16 protein-coding genes are annotated in these 16878 nt (G+C 44.7%); 7 read left to right on the top strand and 9 right to left on the bottom strand.

The window, feature by feature from the left end; all coding sequences use genetic code 11:
- Positions 1 to 3: 3 nt before the first annotated feature.
- The 4 genes from secD to queA all read right to left on the bottom strand — a co-directional run bounded on the left by secD (position 4) and on the right by queA (position 4805).
- Entirely contained in the window at positions 4 to 1860 is a 1857-nt protein-coding gene (secD, locus tag VA249_RS02780) for a protein translocase subunit SecD (protein ID WP_128811554.1), read from the bottom strand.
- A gap of 21 nt (positions 1861 to 1881) precedes the next feature.
- Positions 1882 to 2211 (bottom strand): preprotein translocase subunit YajC, encoded by a 330-nt coding sequence (gene yajC / locus VA249_RS02775; RefSeq protein ID WP_098416397.1) that lies wholly within the window; start codon positions 2209 to 2211, stop codon positions 1882 to 1884.
- A 165-nt stretch (positions 2212 to 2376) separates the two neighbouring features.
- Complete coding sequence (tgt, locus tag VA249_RS02770; protein ID WP_128811556.1) at positions 2377 to 3510, bottom strand: tRNA guanosine(34) transglycosylase Tgt; 1134 nt, start codon at positions 3508 to 3510, stop codon at positions 2377 to 2379.
- 242 nt (positions 3511 to 3752) lie between these two features.
- Positions 3753 to 4805 carry a tRNA preQ1(34) S-adenosylmethionine ribosyltransferase-isomerase QueA gene (queA, locus tag VA249_RS02765; protein ID WP_211919926.1) on the bottom strand — a complete coding sequence of 351 codons (1053 nt, stop codon included), beginning with the start codon at positions 4803 to 4805 and terminating at the stop codon, positions 3753 to 3755.
- A 290-nt stretch (positions 4806 to 5095) separates the two neighbouring features.
- Between queA and VA249_RS02760 the strand changes: the two genes are divergently transcribed.
- Together VA249_RS02760 and VA249_RS02755 are read left to right on the top strand one after the other, a co-directional pair.
- Entirely contained in the window at positions 5096 to 5317 is a 222-nt protein-coding gene (locus tag VA249_RS02760; RefSeq protein WP_221068792.1) for a hypothetical protein, read from the top strand.
- 255 nt (positions 5318 to 5572) lie between these two features.
- Positions 5573 to 6022, top strand: a complete 450-nt coding sequence (locus tag VA249_RS02755; protein WP_221068790.1) for a CBS domain-containing protein — start codon at positions 5573 to 5575, stop codon at positions 6020 to 6022.
- A gap of 185 nt (positions 6023 to 6207) precedes the next feature.
- Here the strand turns inward: VA249_RS02755 and aceA are convergent, their stop codons facing one another.
- The 3 genes from aceA to VA249_RS02740 form a co-directional block, all read right to left on the bottom strand.
- Complete coding sequence (gene aceA / locus VA249_RS02750) at positions 6208 to 7521, bottom strand: isocitrate lyase (RefSeq protein ID WP_211919929.1); 1314 nt, start codon at positions 7519 to 7521, stop codon at positions 6208 to 6210.
- Between the two features lie 147 nt (positions 7522 to 7668).
- On the bottom strand, positions 7669 to 9297 hold the full coding sequence (gene aceB / locus VA249_RS02745; protein ID WP_221068788.1) for a malate synthase A: 1629 nt from the start codon (positions 9295 to 9297) through the stop codon (positions 7669 to 7671).
- 606 nt (positions 9298 to 9903) lie between these two features.
- Positions 9904 to 10809, bottom strand: a complete 906-nt coding sequence (locus VA249_RS02740) for a hydrogen peroxide-inducible genes activator (protein WP_221068785.1) — start codon at positions 10807 to 10809, stop codon at positions 9904 to 9906.
- Positions 10810 to 11008: 199 nt separating this feature from the next.
- Here VA249_RS02740 and VA249_RS02735 point away from each other — a divergent pair, with 199 nt between their 5' ends.
- The 5 genes from VA249_RS02735 (at position 11009) to VA249_RS02715 (ending at position 15197) form a co-directional block, all read left to right on the top strand.
- Complete coding sequence (locus VA249_RS02735) at positions 11009 to 11617, top strand: peroxiredoxin C (protein WP_128811563.1); 609 nt, start codon at positions 11009 to 11011, stop codon at positions 11615 to 11617.
- Between the two features lie 274 nt (positions 11618 to 11891).
- Positions 11892 to 12635, top strand: a complete 744-nt coding sequence (locus VA249_RS02730) for a copper homeostasis protein CutC (RefSeq protein WP_221068784.1) — start codon at positions 11892 to 11894, stop codon at positions 12633 to 12635.
- A 68-nt stretch (positions 12636 to 12703) separates the two neighbouring features.
- Positions 12704 to 13480 carry a polyphosphate kinase 2 gene (gene ppk2, locus VA249_RS02725; protein WP_221068782.1) on the top strand — a complete coding sequence of 259 codons (777 nt, stop codon included), beginning with the start codon at positions 12704 to 12706 and terminating at the stop codon, positions 13478 to 13480.
- Positions 13481 to 13489: 9 nt separating this feature from the next.
- Complete coding sequence (locus tag VA249_RS02720) at positions 13490 to 14419, top strand: LysR family transcriptional regulator (protein WP_221068780.1); 930 nt, start codon at positions 13490 to 13492, stop codon at positions 14417 to 14419.
- A 139-nt stretch (positions 14420 to 14558) separates the two neighbouring features.
- Positions 14559 to 15197, top strand: a complete 639-nt coding sequence (locus VA249_RS02715; RefSeq protein WP_221068779.1) for a YadA C-terminal domain-containing protein — start codon at positions 14559 to 14561, stop codon at positions 15195 to 15197.
- 136 nt (positions 15198 to 15333) lie between these two features.
- Here VA249_RS02715 and phoU read toward each other — a convergent pair whose 3' ends face one another.
- Positions 15334 to 16032 (bottom strand): phosphate signaling complex protein PhoU, encoded by a 699-nt coding sequence (gene phoU / locus VA249_RS02710; protein ID WP_128811569.1) that lies wholly within the window; start codon positions 16030 to 16032, stop codon positions 15334 to 15336.
- A gap of 25 nt (positions 16033 to 16057) precedes the next feature.
- The gene (gene pstB, locus VA249_RS02705; RefSeq protein WP_211919937.1) at positions 16058 to 16876 is read right to left on the bottom strand and encodes a phosphate ABC transporter ATP-binding protein PstB; all 819 of its coding nucleotides are present in this window, start codon (positions 16874 to 16876) and stop codon (positions 16058 to 16060) included.
- Positions 16877 to 16878 lie beyond the last annotated feature (2 nt).

The raw sequence follows: 16878 nt of genomic DNA, 5'->3' as shown, positions 1-16878 counted from the left end.
GCCTTAGATCGACAATTTCTTAACGCGCTTGCCACCGTACACCAAGTTCACGATACAACGTGTACCAATGATTGCGGTGAACATAGAGGTCAAGATACCGATAGATAGTGTTACCGCGAAACCTTTCACCGCGCCTGTACCCACAGCGAATAGAATAATTGCCGTGATCAGTGTGGTGATGTTCGCGTCGGCGATAGTGCTGAACGCGTTCGCGTAGCCTTGATGAATCGCCTGTTGAGGGCTACGACCCTCGCGAAGTTCTTCTCGAATACGTTCAAATATCAGTACGTTCGCATCAACTGCCATACCAACCGTTAATACGATACCGGCAATACCTGGCAAGGTCATCGTCGCACCTGGAATCATCGACATAATACCGATGATAAGCACTAAGTTTGCCATCAGTGCCACGTTCGCGATCAAGCCGAAACCACGGTAGTAAAGCAGGGTAAAGATCATTACCGCAACCATACCCCAGATACATGCTTGAATACCCATATCGATGTTTTGTTGACCCATTGATGGACCAATGGTGCGCTCTTCAACGATAGAGATAGGTGCAATAAGCGCACCAGCACGCAGTAGAAGTGCTAGGTTGTGAGCTTCTGCTGCAGAGTCAATACCGGTAATACGGAAGTTACGACCAAGAGCCGATTGAATCGTTGCTTGGTTAATAACTTCTTCGTATTTATCAAGAATAACTTTGCCTTCTGGCGTACGACGGCCACTGTCTTTGTACTCTGCAAATACGGTTGCCATTAGCTTACCGATGTTCTTTTTAGAGAACGCAGACATCTTATTACCACCTTCGCTGTCTAGCGAGATGTTAACTTGTGGACGGCCGTATTCATCAACACTTGAGCTTGCATCTGTGATACTTTGACCACCAAGAATAATGCGTTTCTTAAGTACGACTGGACGACCATCACGGTCCATTTTGATTTCACTGCCCGCAGGAGCTCGGCCACTTGCCGCCGCTGCTAGGTCAGCTTTATCATCGACTTCACGGAACTCAAGTGTCGCTGTCGCGCCAAGAATTTCTTTTGCACGAGCGGTATCCTGAACACCTGGAAGTTCAACAACAATTCGGCTTGCACCTTGACGTTGAACCAACGGCTCAGCAACACCCAATTCATTCACGCGGTTACGCAGAATCGTGATGTTTTGTTCAACCGCGTAGTTACGGATCTCTTGCAAACGTTGCTCAGTAAAAGTGGCGACAAGAGCGTAACGACCGTCAGAATCAGACTCAACAAAGTTCATGTCTGGGTGATTCTTTTCTAACGTTGCTTTTGCTTCGGCAAGTTGCTCTTCATTGCGCAACAAAATTTCCACGCCATCTTGACCCGATGGGCGAATCGCACGGTAACGAACTTTCGCTTCACGAAGTTCACTACGGAATGCTTCTTCTTGTTGGCCGACCAACTTCTCCATTGCGGCATCCATGTCCACTTCCATCAAGAAGTGAACACCACCACGTAGGTCAAGACCTAACTTAAGTGGCGATGCACCGATCGCTTCTAACCAATGTGGTGTCGATGGTGCTAGGTTGAGGGCAACGATTTTATCTTTGCCAAGCGCTTCGCTGATAATATCGCGTGCACTGATCTGTGTATCAGTGTCATTGAAGCGAACAAGGATTGATCCATTTTCGAGAGCAATGGATTTATGAGAAAGGTGCTCTTTATCAAGAGCTTTAGTGACAGCATCCAGCGTTGACATATCTACAGAGGCGCCACGCGCCCCTGTAACTTGAACAGCCGGATCTTCACCGTAGATATTTGGAAGCGCGTATAACGCGGCGGTGATGATGGCAAAAAATACCATCAAATACTTCCATAGAGGGTAACGGTTTAGCACAGCGAGGATCCTTTGGCTGTTTTATAGAGACTTAAGCGTACCTTTTGGTAGCACTGCAGTAATGAAATCTTTTTTGATCACAACTTCATTGTTTGCATTTAGCTCAATTGAGATGTAGTCGTTATCTTCTGCAATCTTAGTGATTTTACCCACTAGACCACCACTGGTAAGAACTTCATCACCTTTGCCCATAGAAGCCATTAGGCTCTTGTGCTCTTTTACACGCTTAGCTTGTGGACGGTAGATCATGAAGTAGAAGATCACCGCGAACATGCCTAGCATGATTAGCATTTCAAAACCGCCACCTGCTGGTGCGCCTTCAGCTGCTGCGTGAGCTTGAGAAATAAACATTAAAACATCCTCATTATATTTTATTGATAATCCAACAAGTTGGGCATTCGCAATTGAGATTCAAGTCTGAGAACAGCTAATAGAGATCGCTCTCTCAAAAAAACTGTGCGTTTGCCTACTTTATTAGCAAAAGCCTCTGGCGACATGCCAAAGGCTTTAATTTTTTTATGCTTCGCCTAGTGGCGGAACTTCGCGGTCACGACGAGCGTAAAACTCTTGTACGAACTCATCGAAACGATCTTCATCAATCGCCTTACGAATGCTCTCCATTAAACGCTGGTAGTAGCGTAAGTTATGGATAGTATTCAGACGAGCACCTAGGATTTCATTACAACGCTCTAGGTGGTGAAGGTATGACTTACTGTAGTTTTGACAAGTGTAACAGTCACAGTGCGGATCTAATGGTGTTGTATCCGTTTTATGTTTCGCATTACGGATCTTGATCACACCACCAGTCACAAATAGGTGACCATTACGTGCATTACGCGTTGGCATTACACAGTCAAACATGTCGATACCACGGCGAACACCCTCAACCAAGTCTTCTGGTTTACCCACGCCCATTAGGTAACGAGGCTTGTCTTCAGGTAGTTGAGGACAAGTGTGCTCTAGAATACGGTGCATGTCTTCTTTAGGCTCGCCTACTGCTAGGCCACCGACGGCATAACCATCAAAACCGATTTCAGTTAGGCCTTTAACCGATACGTCACGTAGGTCTTCGTAAACTCCACCTTGAACGATACCAAACAGATTGTTCGGGTTTTCTAGTTTATCGAAGTGGTCACGTGAACGTTGAGCCCAACGTAGAGACATTTCCATCGATTTTTTCGCTTCGTCGTGCGTCGCAGGGTATGGCGTACACTCGTCGAAGATCATTACGATGTCTGAACCTAGGTCTTTTTGGATTTCCATCGACTTTTCTGCGTCCATGAAAATTTTGTCACCGTTTACAGGGTTGCGGAAGTGAACACCTTGCTCGGTAATCGTACGCATTTTACCTAGGCTGAATACTTGGAAACCGCCTGAATCGGTAAGAATTGGGCCATGCCAGTTCATGAAATCATGCAGATCGCCATGCATTTTCATTACTTCTTGGCCAGGACGCAACCATAGGTGGAAAGTGTTACCAAGCAGAATCTCTGCGCCAGTACCTTTCACTTCTTCTGGTGTCATGCCTTTAACCGTACCGTAAGTACCAACTGGCATAAAAGCAGGTGTTTGAACAGTGCCGCGTTCGAAAGTCAGTTGACCACGACGCGCATTGCCGTTTTTCTTCTTAAGATCGAATTTTAATTTCACGATGCCTCCGGGTGTCAGAGAAACAGTCTGACTGTGTATCCGGGGATAAATCCCCACTTTAAGGAGCGGTCGCTTTTCCATGCGAGAGACAAAACAGACACTCTGTTTTATTTCCTAGCTTACTGCTAGCACTCGTAAACATTTAAAAAACTAACTAACACAATATTACCGCTGAAGAGCAAGAGCTGCGCTTACCAACGTAAGTAGGCACATTTAACTCGCTATTAACGCATAAAATACCGTTAGTTCGTTTTTTTCTTGATAAACATTGAATCACCATATGAGAAGAAACGGTAATGATTTTCTACCGCATGCTTATAAGCGTTCATGGTGTTCTCGTAACCTGCAAATGCACTCACCAACATAATCAAGGTTGATTCTGGTAAATGGAAGTTAGTGATCAAGCAGTCCACCAGCTGGTACTCGTAACCAGGGAAGATAAAGATCTCAGTATCACCAAAGAATGGGACAAGCTCAGTGCCTTTCTTTAGTGCATCTTGTGCTGCACTTTCTAAAGAACGCACCGATGTCGTGCCAACAGCGATCACTCGACCACCGCGAGCTTTGGTTGCAGTGACTGCGTCTACCACTTCTTGCGGCACTTCAACGTACTCCGCATGCATATGGTGATCATTAATATTATCCACTTTTACCGGCTGGAATGTGCCTGCGCCAACGTGCAAAGTAACATAAGCAAACTCCGCACCTTTCGCTTTAATTTTGTCTAGCAGTACATCATCAAAATGTAGGCCTGCTGTTGGTGCCGCTACCGCACCTGGTTTTTGGTTATAAACCGTTTGGTAACGCTCTTTATCTGCGTCTTCATCTGGGCGGTCAATATATGGCGGGAGTGGCATATGGCCAATTTCTTCCAATATTTCAAGAACCGTCTTATCAGAGTTAAACTTCAGCTCAAACAGTGCATCATGACGAGCCACCATTTCAGCCGAGTATTCATCGTTTTCACCGACAATCACTGTCGAGCCAGGTTTTGGTGATTTAGAGCAGCGTACATGCGCTAAAATGCTTTTTTCATCGAGCATTCGCTCAACCAGCACTTCAAGTTTACCGCCTGATTCTTTGCGACCAAACATACGAGCTGGGATAACGCGGGTATTGTTGAAAACCACGAGGTCACCGGCTTGAATATGGTCCAACACATCCGTAAATGTGCCATCCACTAGCTCGCCAGTATTGCCGTCCATTTGCAGCAATCGGCTAGCGGTACGCTCTGGTTGAGGGTAACGAGCGATGAGTTCATCTGGAAGGTCGAAATGGAAATCTGATACTTGCATGTTACTTGTCTTATCTATTGGTCAAATCACGTCAAAGACGACGATAAAATTGCGACGAGTTTTTCGCAGCAGACTAGTATATGTTTACATGCTGCAATAGCAAGCAAATCCCCTTTGATTAACGGTAAAAGCGCTGACTAAGAGTGTAATAAAACATGAAGAGCGTATTGTTCCACGACATGTCGATATAAATCGGCAGACCTTATTATTATCAAATCACTCAGTAAGTTTACTTTTAGACTATATTGACTAAGAGCAATTTGCTCTATGTTTGAATTTTTGAGGTAAGTATGAAGATGTTAATTACGCTATTCAGCGCCGCCGTTATTTCTTTTTCTGCCAATACGTTAGCAAGTTCTGAGCAAGAGACGTTAAAAGCGTTGCAAGATGCGTGTAAGCTAAAACAAGTTCCGCGCTTGTGTGCTGTAAACCTCCCTAACAAGAACTTTATTGGTCGATGTGTTGACGCAAAAGCCTATGGTCTTATCTGTGTTCATTTTAGACAGAGTTAAGAGTAACCAAAGCTAAGGTTTCAGCGCCTTAGCTTTGGTTATTTATGATAGCGCTTACATCGCGTTTACCTCTACAGTCCTTTCGTTTTTGTCCGCTTGTACTCACCTGTTTTATGTAAACAAACCGCTCATTGACCGCTCAAATTGATCTCCGTCTATTAACTTTTATTTATTGGCGAAAAACGAGTTAGGTCCCAGTTATAGGTCAAAATTTTCTCTATATTTAGGTAAAGGACAACGCCTCTGGAGGTCTCTATGATCAAGGTTGAAGACATGATGACACGCAACCCTCATACGCTATTGAGTACCAATACGTTGCGTGATGCTCAAAGCATGATGGAAGCACTCGATATTCGACATATTCCTGTCGTCGATACAAACAAGCACTTACAGGGCTTGGTAACACATCGTGATATTCTCGCGGCCAAAGAATCGAGTTTACATACCGACAAAGACGAATTCTCATTTACACTCGATGCTCCGCTCAAAGATGTTATGCATACTAACATCATGACCGCTGAACCAAGAGCGGGACTGAAAGAAAGCGCCATTTATATGCAAAAACACAAGGTGGGTTGCCTACCGGTCGTCAGCAAAGGCAACTTAGTCGGCATCATTACCGACACGGACTTTGTCACTATTGCGATTAACTTACTAGAACTACAAGAAGAAGTGGAGCCAGAAGAAATAGAGCCCAACGAGTAATTCAACGACTATTATCGATACTGACTAGGGCAAACAAAAAGAGCGGCTAACTTTATAAGTAAACCGCTCTGAATATACTGGTTAATGGCTCTAAATATAATAGCCGTTAGCATATACTCGCTAACGGCTATGAGTGAGAGGGTTTATCGCTCTAAATCGGGTAGCTTATCTCACCATCAACCCATTTAGAATTGATCTTCTTCAGTCGACCCCGTCAGTGCGGTTACTGATGAGTTACCACCCTGAATGGTATTCGTCATTCTATCGAAGTATCCCGTACCTACCTCTTGCTGGTGCGCTACAAATGTGTAGCCTTTCTCTGCCGCTTCAAACTCAGGACGCTGAACTTTCTCAACGTAATGACGCATACCCTCACCTTGTGCGTAAGCGTGTGCCAGTTCGAACATGTTGAACCACATATTGTGGATGCCTGCTAGCGTGATGAACTGGTACTTGTAGCCCATATCTGCAAGCTCTTGTTGGAACTTAGCAATGGTTTCTGCGTCTAGGTTTTTCTCCCAGTTGAATGAAGGCGAGCAGTTGTATGCCAACAGTTGGTCTGGGTACTCTGCATGAATCGCTTCTGCAAACTTACGCGCTTCTTCTAGACAAGGCGTCGCTGTCTCACACCAAATGAGATCGGCGTATGGCGCGTAAGCCAAACCACGAGAGATAGCTTGGTCGATACCTGCACGAACACGGTAGAAACCCTCTGGTGTACGCTCTCCTTGAATAAAATCTTTATCGTACGGGTCGCAATCAGACGTTAGCAAGTCTGCTGCGTTTGCATCGGTACGCGCAATAACCAGCGTTGTCGTGCCAGCAACGTCCGCTGCTAGGCGAGCCGCGACCAGTTTTTGCACTGCTTCTTGAGTTGGAACCAGTACTTTACCGCCCATGTGACCACACTTCTTCACGGATGCCAGTTGGTCTTCAAAGTGAACACCCGCCGCACCTGCATCGATCATCGATTTCATTAGCTCGTAAGCGTTAAGTACACCACCAAAACCGGCTTCTGCATCCGCTACAATAGGTAGGAAGTAATCAATACCGCCTTCGTCTTCTGGCGACTTACCCGCTGACCACTGGATTTGGTCTGCGCGGCGGAATGAGTTATTGATGCGCTTTACTACCGATGGTACAGAATCTACTGGGTATAGAGATTGGTCTGGGTACATCGTCGAAGCGGTGTTGTTGTCCGCTGCTACCTGCCAACCTGACAGGTAAATCGCTTCAATACCCGCTTTCGCTTGCTGTACGGCTTGACCACCCGTCAGTGCACCAAGACAGTTTACGTAGCCTTTCTTTGAGCTACCGTTGACCAGTGACCAAAGTTTGTCAGCACCACGTTGTGCGATTGTGTTCGCTGGCACCATAGAACCACGCAGTTCTACCACTTCTTCTGCTGTGTAAGTACGCTTTACGTTTTTCCAGCGTGGGTTGGTTGCCCAATCTTTTTCCAAAGCTTCAATTTGTTGGCGGCGAGTTAAGTTAGTCATTGGTCTATCCCTCTTATAATGTGCACTTGTGCATGTGCGTTGAGTTTTCCGTTCTCAGGCAGTACATCCTTATCTGCCTCGAATCTTTCACGTATTGGTTAAATAAACATGTATTAGTTAAATAAATTAGTGTTCTAAATCTTTGGGTTAATCCAAGTAGTCGTAACCTGGAATAGTTAAAAAGTTGGTCAATTCATCACTGGTGGTGAGCCTTGCCATCAAGTCTGCCGCTTCTTCAAATCGACCGGCTTGGTAGCGCTGCTCGCCAATTTCTTGCTTCACGATTTCAATCTCTTCTTTCAGGTACAACTCGAACAGCTCTTTCGTGACTTTCAATCCGTTGTCGAGCGACTTGCCGTGTTGAATCCATTGCCAGATCGAAGCGCGGGAGATTTCTGCCGTTGCAGCGTCTTCCATCAGTCCGTAAATCGGCACACAACCGTTGCCAGAGATCCAAGCTTCGATGTATTGCAGCGCAACGCGGATGTTATGGCGCATGCCCTCTTCTGAACGTTCTCCTTCGCACGGTTCAAGTAACTCTGCGGCGGTGATTGGTGCGTCTTCTGAGCGGCTCACGTCCAATTGGTTGGTGCGCAGCCCCAATGTGGCACTGAACACTTCCATTGCGGTGTCTGCCAAACCTGGGTGTGCAACCCAAGTGCCGTCATGACCGTTGTTAGCTTCTAGCGATTTATCGTTGTGGATCTTATCCAGTACTTTTTGGTTTTCTTGTGGGTCTTTAGCCGGAATAAAGGCTGCCATGCCGCCCATCGCAAATGCACCACGTTTATGACAAGTACGCACCAACAATCTTGAGTAAGCGTTGAGGAATGGCTTGTCCATAGTCACCACTTGGCGATCCGGTAGTACGCGATCTGGGTGGTTTTTCAGTGTTTTGATGTAGCTAAAGATGTAATCCCAACGACCACAGTTCAAACCAACGATGTGCTCTTTCAGAGAGAACAGAATCTCGTCCATTTCAAATACGGCTGGTAAAGTTTCAATCAGTACAGTGGCTTTGATGGTGCCTGTATCCAAACCGAAATACTCTTCGGTGAAATGGAACACTTCGCTCCACCACTTCGCTTCATGATGCGATTGCAGTTTTGGAATGTAGAAGTAAGGACCGCTTCCCTTTTTCAGTAGCGCCTTATAGTTGTTGTAGAAGTACAGAGCAAAGTCGAACAGCGCACCTGGAATGATCTGACCGTGCCACGTTACGTGTTTTTCTTTTAGATGCAGTCCGCGAACACGGCAGATCAACACCGCTGGGTCTTCTTCCAGCTGATAGTGTTTGCCATTGCCAGGATTGGTGTAGCTGATGGTGCCATTAACAGCATCGCGCAAGTTAATTTGACCATCCAGAACTTTACTCCACGCAGGGGACATCGAATCCTCGAAGTCTGCCATGAATACCTTTACATTCGCATTCAGAGCGTTAATCACCATCTTGCGATCGGTTGGCCCGGTAATCTCCACTCGGCGATCTTGCAGATCTTGCGGAATTCCAAGGATCTTCCAACTACCCTCACGAATGTCTTGTGTCTCTGCTAGAAAGTCTGGCAGTTCACCAGCGTCGATGCATGCTTGCTTTTCTTCTCGTGCTTCCAGCAACTGTTCAACACGTCCGGCAAATTTTTCACACAGTAGAGATAAAAAGGTTTGGGCTTCAACAGGGAAAATTGCTTGATGTTCAGGAGCAACGACTCCATTCACCTCAAGCATGCCTTGGGTTTGCTTTAGTTGTTGTGTTTTTTGTTCTGTCTGAGCAAGCATAATCATTCATCCTTAACGTGCTTTATCCATCTTGGGCAGTCAGCCTAAAGCTACATTTGTAAGTTATGAACAACAAATTACATCCTTTGATTTGGTGTTCACTTCGCTTCGTTATGTCTATACCTTGCGCAACCTAAGTTACTTTTTCAATCTAGACATAAGTCTTACAAGCCTTTAATTAAGCTATACCAACAGCGGTTTAAGCGAAACCCCCAAAGTAAACAAAACGTTAAATTTGAAGTTTTATCCGGAATCAAACAAGTGTTTGATTTTTGATGGTTATTTGTAATTAATTACGTAATTTAATTACAATAATTTTTCAGGCTTTTTTTGAATTCAAACAGGCGTATGAATAGTAAGACGAGGAGAAATTCCTTGTATTCACAAGGGCTAGCATAAGGAAGTTAAACGCAACTCAAACGCTTTCAAAGCTAAAATGTGTAAAATTAACATTGTGAAATTTCACTATTTTATGAAATCTTCATGAAAGTTTGTCTGTGAAATTTTACAAGTCAAAGTTCACGGGCAGAATAAAATGCTAAAAAGCACACTTTTTACAGTGTGCTTTTTAAGTTACATTGAGGTTATACAGGCTAATACTAATCGCTATAGCAATTCGGAAACGAGATCTGCCAATTGATTAAAAGTGTTGGAGCGTGACGAACTTGGACGCCACACTAAACCAATATTGCGATACGCTTGCTGACCAGGAGGGTCAATGACAACCAGATTCTGGTTATGCAACAAGCCGTGATCAATGGCCATTTGCGGGATAAACGTGGTACCTAAGCCATTCGCGACCATCTGAACCAACGTATGCAAACTGGTTGCGGTAAATGGATTGATCTTCTCTTTATCGGTTAATTTGCATGCCGATACCGCATGCTCTGTTAGACAATGTTCTTTCTCTAATAAGAAAACCGATTCATTAGGAAGATCAGCATAGCGAATAGGCACTGGGACAGAATCCGCTTGATTTGCACTGATTACCATGCGGAATGGATCTTGCCCCACCACACGACTTTCCATCCCATCGATTTCTACGGGCAGTGCCAAAATCAGCACATCTAACTCACCATGACGCAACGCCTGCAACAAATTCGTCGTGGTATCTTCGCGCAACAATAAATTCAGTTGAGGAAAGCGGTAATTCACCTCTTGAACTAGATCGCAAAGTAAAAAAGGCGCAATAGTAGGAATACACCCCACCTTTAGCTGACCTTCCATGTCATCACCTTGGCACAAACGGCCAAGCTCAACCAAATCTTGTCCTTTCGCGAGTAATTCGCGACCTTGCTGCACCACCAATTCACCAGCTTGGGTAAAAACCAGTGGACTCTTTTTATCTTTCTTTTCGTAAAGCGGGCAACCAATCAACTCTTCAAGATTTTGGATCCCTTTGCTCAACGTAGATTGACTAACAAAACAACGCTCAGCCGCATCGCTAAAATGTCGCGTTTCGTGCAAAGTGACCAAATAGTGTAACTGCTTCAAGCTAGGCCATTTATTCATAATTCTATTTGTATCTATTGCTGTTCTAGTGATCGAGATAATAGTTTTGGCTTTATCGCTTTTTTCGATTAACTCAATCTATTTATTTCGCTTTTTTCAATACTACAATCTGTACTATAGTTTGTCTCGCACAAACACGGACCAAACTGAAATAACTGAATTCGGTTTGGAGCAAACCATAATTTTTAGGAGCAAAAAAATGGTACTAGTAGGTCGTCAAGCCCCTGATTTTACTGCTGCAGCTGTTCTAGGTAACGGTGAAATCATTGAAAACTTCAACTTTGCTGAGTTCACTAAAGGTAAGAAAGCGGTTGTTTTCTTCTACCCACTAGATTTCACGTTCGTTTGCCCATCTGAACTAATCGCATTCGACAACCGTTTCGAAGATTTCCAAGCGAAAGGCGTTGAAGTAATCGGTGTTTCAATCGATTCTCAATTCTCTCACAACGCATGGCGCAACACGCCAGTTGAGAATGGCGGTATTGGTCAAGTTAAATACCCTCTAATCGCTGACGTTAAGCACGAAATTTGTAAAGCTTACGACGTAGAGCACCCAGAAGCGGGCGTTGCTTTCCGTGGTTCTTTCCTAATCGACGAAGACGGTCTTGTACGTCACCAAGTAGTTAACGACCTACCACTAGGCCGTAACATCGATGAAATGCTACGCATGGTTGACGCTCTAAACTTCCACCAAAAGCACGGCGAAGTATGTCCTGCACAATGGGAAGAAGGCAAAGCTGGTATGGACGCATCGCCAAAAGGTGTTGCAGCGTTCCTATCTGAGCACGCAGACGACCTAAGCAAGTAATAGACACTGCCGCCCAAGCTCAACGGGCGAGTTGGTTGGATGTATATATAAAGCAAAAGCTATCGCGGAAAAACCGCAAACGCCAATCAGTCTAAGTAAAGTCATAAAAAAGCCCAGAGTTCGCTCTGGGCTTTCTTTTTATCTGCGCTTTCGAATAGCAAAAGAGGCAAGCATCACGCAAAAAGTTTACCTCTATTTCCCTCGGTATTAGTACAGATTCTCCCCTTTCGTCCTGCTAGTATTTGTTGTAATTACAATAATTCAGGACAACCTCGTGAACACTCAACTTGAAGTCTGTATTGATAACATCGAATCCCTGCACAATGCCATTGCTGGTGGTGCAACCCGCATCGAACTCTGCTCTTCACTTGCTTTGGGTGGCTTAACTCCAAGCTATGGATTTATGCAGCAAGCCGCTAAGCTTTCTTCCGTTCCGGTCTACGCGATGATTCGCCCACGCCAAGGCGACTTTTTCTACAGCGAAGAAGAAATAGAAATGATGCGTTGGGATATTGAAGCCGCACACCACGCTGGTTTGAACGGTATCGTTTTGGGGGTATTGACTCAAGACGGCGACATTCACATGCCTTATGCAACAGCGCTGTGTGAATTTGCCCAAGCGCTCGGATTAGGGGTGACATTCCACCGAGCGTTTGATCAATGCCGTGACGCAGAAACAGCACTCGAAGAAATCATCAGCCTTGGCTGCGAACGTATTTTGACATCGGGGTTAGCGGCATCAGCACCACAAGGTATCGATGTGCTTACAGTATTAGTAGCGAAGGCGAAAGGTCGTATTGCGATCATGGCGGGAGCCGGAATAAACGCCGATAACGTAAACCACTTAGTTGAACAAACCCAGGTTACGGAAGTGCATCTGTCTGGAAAAACCACTCGTCCTAGTCACATGACATTCACCTCTGGTCAAAGCAAAATGGGCGCGGCGGATATCGATGATTTTGTTATCCCAATCACTAGCCAAGAAGCCATTGCAAACATGGTAACAGCTCTCAAATAAACATAACGATCCTCCCTCTTTGACTATCGAGTGCTAACATATTGATAACTAAGGATGGAGGTTCAATAATGGCAAAATTAAGAAAAAAGGAATACGAAGACGCGCTAGAACAACTACAAATTGAGTTGGTGAAGCTACAAGAGTGGGTGAAGCACAAAGGCTTAAAGGTAGTGGTTCTATTCGAGGGCAGAGACGCAGCTGGGAAAGGTGGTGTAATCAAGCGCATTACGGAAAAGCTCAATCCTCGCGTGTGCCGCATCGCTGCACTCCCTGCCCCCACCGAGAAAGAAAAAACCCAGTGGTACTTTCAACGCTATGTGGCCCACCTACCCGCCGCTGGAGAAATTGTTCTGTTTGACCGCAGTTGGTATAACCGAGCAGGCGTAGAGAAAGTCATGGGCTTTTGCACTCCAGACCAATATGAAGAGTTTCTCCGCTCTTGTCCTGAATTCGAACGTATGCTGCAGCGCTCTGGCATCATTCTCATTAAGTACTGGTTTTCAGTCTCGGATGAAGAACAAGAGAAGCGTTTTCTCGAACGCATCAATACTCCAATCAAACGCTGGAAGTTCAGCCCAATGGATCTAGAATCACGCAATCGCTGGGCAGAATACTCCGAAGCCAAAGATAAGATGTTTGCATACACAGATACGAAAAACTGTCCTTGGTGGGTAGTTCCCTCTGATGATAAAAAGAAAGCTCGACTCAATTGCATTAGCCACCTACTCAGTCACATTGAATATCAAGAAATTGAGTATCCGCAAATCGCGTTACCAGAGCTGAACAAAGACGGTTACATTCGAGCGCCTATCGAAGACCAAACATTTGTTCCCGATAAGTATTAGAGATTATTCATGGCAAAAGACCTGTTTTACACTCTCGATCTCAATTTAATCAAAACATTTATGGTTTTGATGCAAGAGAGAAATATGCGCAAAGCCTCGCTGCGCTTATTTGTTTCTCAGCCTGCGATCAGTCAGGCGCTACAAAAACTACGAAATCACTTCGATGATGAGTTGTTTGTTAAAGTCAAAACTGGTCTTGAGCCCACCCCCTTTGCAGAATTACTCGCAAACGACATCACTCCTCATATTGATGGCTTAGCTGGAGCAATCAACCGGTCACACCAGTTTGATCCTGCAGAAGTCAACAATAAGATTCGTATTGCGCTTGCACCAATTACCATGACATGCCTCCCAGGCTTTCTCTTCAAGCAACTGCAAACTTTAGCACCAAATGCACAACTTGAATTAGTCAGTTGGTCGAATAGTACTATAGAAGAAATTTTAAAAGGCGAAACTTTATTCGGCGTGAACTATGAGTTAATTCTTTCCAATAAAGAAATTTACACTCCTAAACTGCTCGACTTAAAAGGTAGAATTATTGTTCGTAGCGGCCATCCAATTACCAAGCCCCATGTTGAACCAGAAGATCTCGCTGGTTACCCAATTGCCTCTCTGATTTCTCCAGGATGGAACGATAAGTTTAGCTATGCATCAGAATTACTCACCAAGATGGGTATCGAACATACAATTGGGTTTCGCTCAGAAATGGTCACCGCCATACTTGACGTAGTCAAGCAAACTGATATGTATTTTCCCCACTCAGACCTTTTTCCCATCGAACAATTTCCAGGTTTACGGGCCATAGATGTCACTATAAACGGCCAATATCAACTGAAATCTGTGCACTCTCATATGCATGTCCGCAACCGAAATAATCCTCTAATTAACTGGCTAACCGATCTGATTCAACAAGGATTGAAGCAGCAAGGTGATAAGTGAAGCTTATAATTAAAATAACAATAACCACTTAGTGATAATTATTTATTCTCAATAAGATAGCCCTGCTTTTACGGGATATTAGAAAAGCGATTGCTGCAGTATGGATGCTGTCCCTCGTTTATTGATTGAGAATTCATACATGACACACAACATTGCGAAGTTAACCGCTGCCTGTACCCTACTTGCTTCATTTAGCTCATTTGCAGCGGTTATACCTGACCGTCCAGATCCAGGAACCCCAACAAACCCAATTCAAGGTGTGCCAGAACAACCAGTTCTACCTGAGATCGACAATGGCGTTCCTGGAGTACCTGATCGTCCACACCCAGACCAATCACCAACACCGCCAATTGAAGCCGCACCAGAGCAGCCAACCTTGCCGGAAAAAGACAACGGCATTCCAAATATTCCAGATCGTCCGACGCCTCAGTTGCCATCAAATCCAATTGAGAACAACCCTACTGATGATCGCTTAAATCATCTAGAAAACCTTGCGAGAGAATACGATTACCGTTTGAATGAACAAGCTGAGCAAATGGATGGGATTCGTGCCAGTTTGCATGCGGTGACCAACGCTCGCCCATATGCGACAAATGGGGAACTGGCTATTGGTGCAGGTGTTGGCTTTGCTGGTAGTAAAGAGGCTGTCGCTGTAGGTGGCGCTTATGGGTTAACGGATCAGGTGAGTTTATCAGGTACATTCCACTACGAATCGTCAGGTAAATATTCATCATCTGAAGTAGCTGGCGGTGTAGGTGTACAGTTCACGTTTAAATAAACGTTCATATAAGAAGTCCATTGCCAAGGATGGCATCTCTCTTCAAATATGATAAACCCACATCTTTACGGACACTACCGTGCCGTTTTTGTGGGTTTTATCTGTAATACAAAAATGTCGAACGCTGTATTTAGTACTACTTTAATGCGTCATCAATGCTTTGATCACCAAGATGGCGCACATCTTTGCCTTTCACAAAATAAATAATGTACTCACAAATATTCTGGCATCGATCGCCAACACGTTCGATTGCACGTGCAGACCACATAACTTGCAATATGTGAGGAATATTTTTAGGGTCTTCCATCATATAAGTCATCAATTGACGAACTACCGCTTCATATTCAGCATCCAGCTTATCATCCAATTTATGCACTTCCGCAGCCGCTTCCACATCCATGCGTGCAAACGCATCGAGCACTTGGTGCAGCATCTGGATAGCTTGACGGCATAATGGCTCTAGTGATACTTGAAATTGGCGTTCTTTCGAGGATGGGCTCTCAATCGCCACTCTGGCAATACGAGTCGCTACATCACCAATGCGCTCAAGGTCAGTAATGGTCTTAATGATCGCCATAATCAAACGTAGATCTTTTGCCGTAGGTTGGCGTTTGGCAATGATACGAGTACAAGCATCGTCAATAGAGACTTCCATCGCATTCACTTTGTGATCATCACGCACCACTTTTCGTGCCAGTTCAACGTCTTCTTTATTCAAAGCCTGAATAGCATAAGACAACTGCTGCTCGACTAATCCTCCCATGGTCAAAACATGGGTACGAATGGATTCTAGCTCAACGTTAAATTGCCCAGAGATATGGCGTCCAAAATGCATGATGTTCCTTTAAATAAAATTAGGGCTAACCGTAACGCCCCGTGATGTAATCTTCGGTTTTCTTTTTCATTGGTGAGGTAAAAATTGAGTCTGCATCCGAATATTCGATCAATTTTCCCATATGAATAAAGGCAGTATGGTCACTCACTCGCGCTGCCTGTTGCATGTTATGAGTGACGATCACTACAGTATATTGAGTCTTGAGCTCGTTGATAAGCTCTTCAATGGTTAAAGTTGATATTGGATCCAAAGCTGAGGTCGGCTCATCAAGCAGCAGCACTTCAGGTTCAATAGCAACAGCTCGGGCAATAACTAAACGTTGTTGTTGCCCGCCAGATAAACCAAAGGCATTTTCATGTAGGCGATCTTTGACTTCATCCCACAGTGCCGCAGAGCGCAACGAGCGTTCTACCGCATCATCTAAGCTGCGTCGATTTTTGACACCCTGTAAGCGTAACCCATAGACGACATTTTCATAGATCGATTTCGGGAATGGATTCGGTCGTTGGAACACCATACCGACTCGACGTCTCAAGGTTGCCACGTCAACACTTGGGTCATAAACATTTTTACCATGCAGTCGAACTTTCCCGGTCACTTTACAGCCCTCAACCAAATCGTTCATACGATTGATACAGCGTAAAAGCGTTGATTTTCCACAACCAGATGGGCCGATAAACGCGGTCACTCGACCACGAGGGATACGCATCGAAATATCATGCAACGCTTGAGCCTGGCCATAAAACAAATTCAGGTTTTCAATTGAAATAGCGGTTTGTTCATCCGTTAGGTTATGCACATCTAATGGCGGTTCATAACCTAATGTGTTATCAAAGTTAAACATGC

Source organism: Vibrio alfacsensis (assembly GCF_019670485.1).
Taxonomy (GTDB): Bacteria; Pseudomonadota; Gammaproteobacteria; order Enterobacterales; family Vibrionaceae; genus Vibrio; species Vibrio alfacsensis.
Note: the sequence above shows the minus strand (reverse complement) of the source record. Positions and strands in the feature narration are given on the sequence as shown.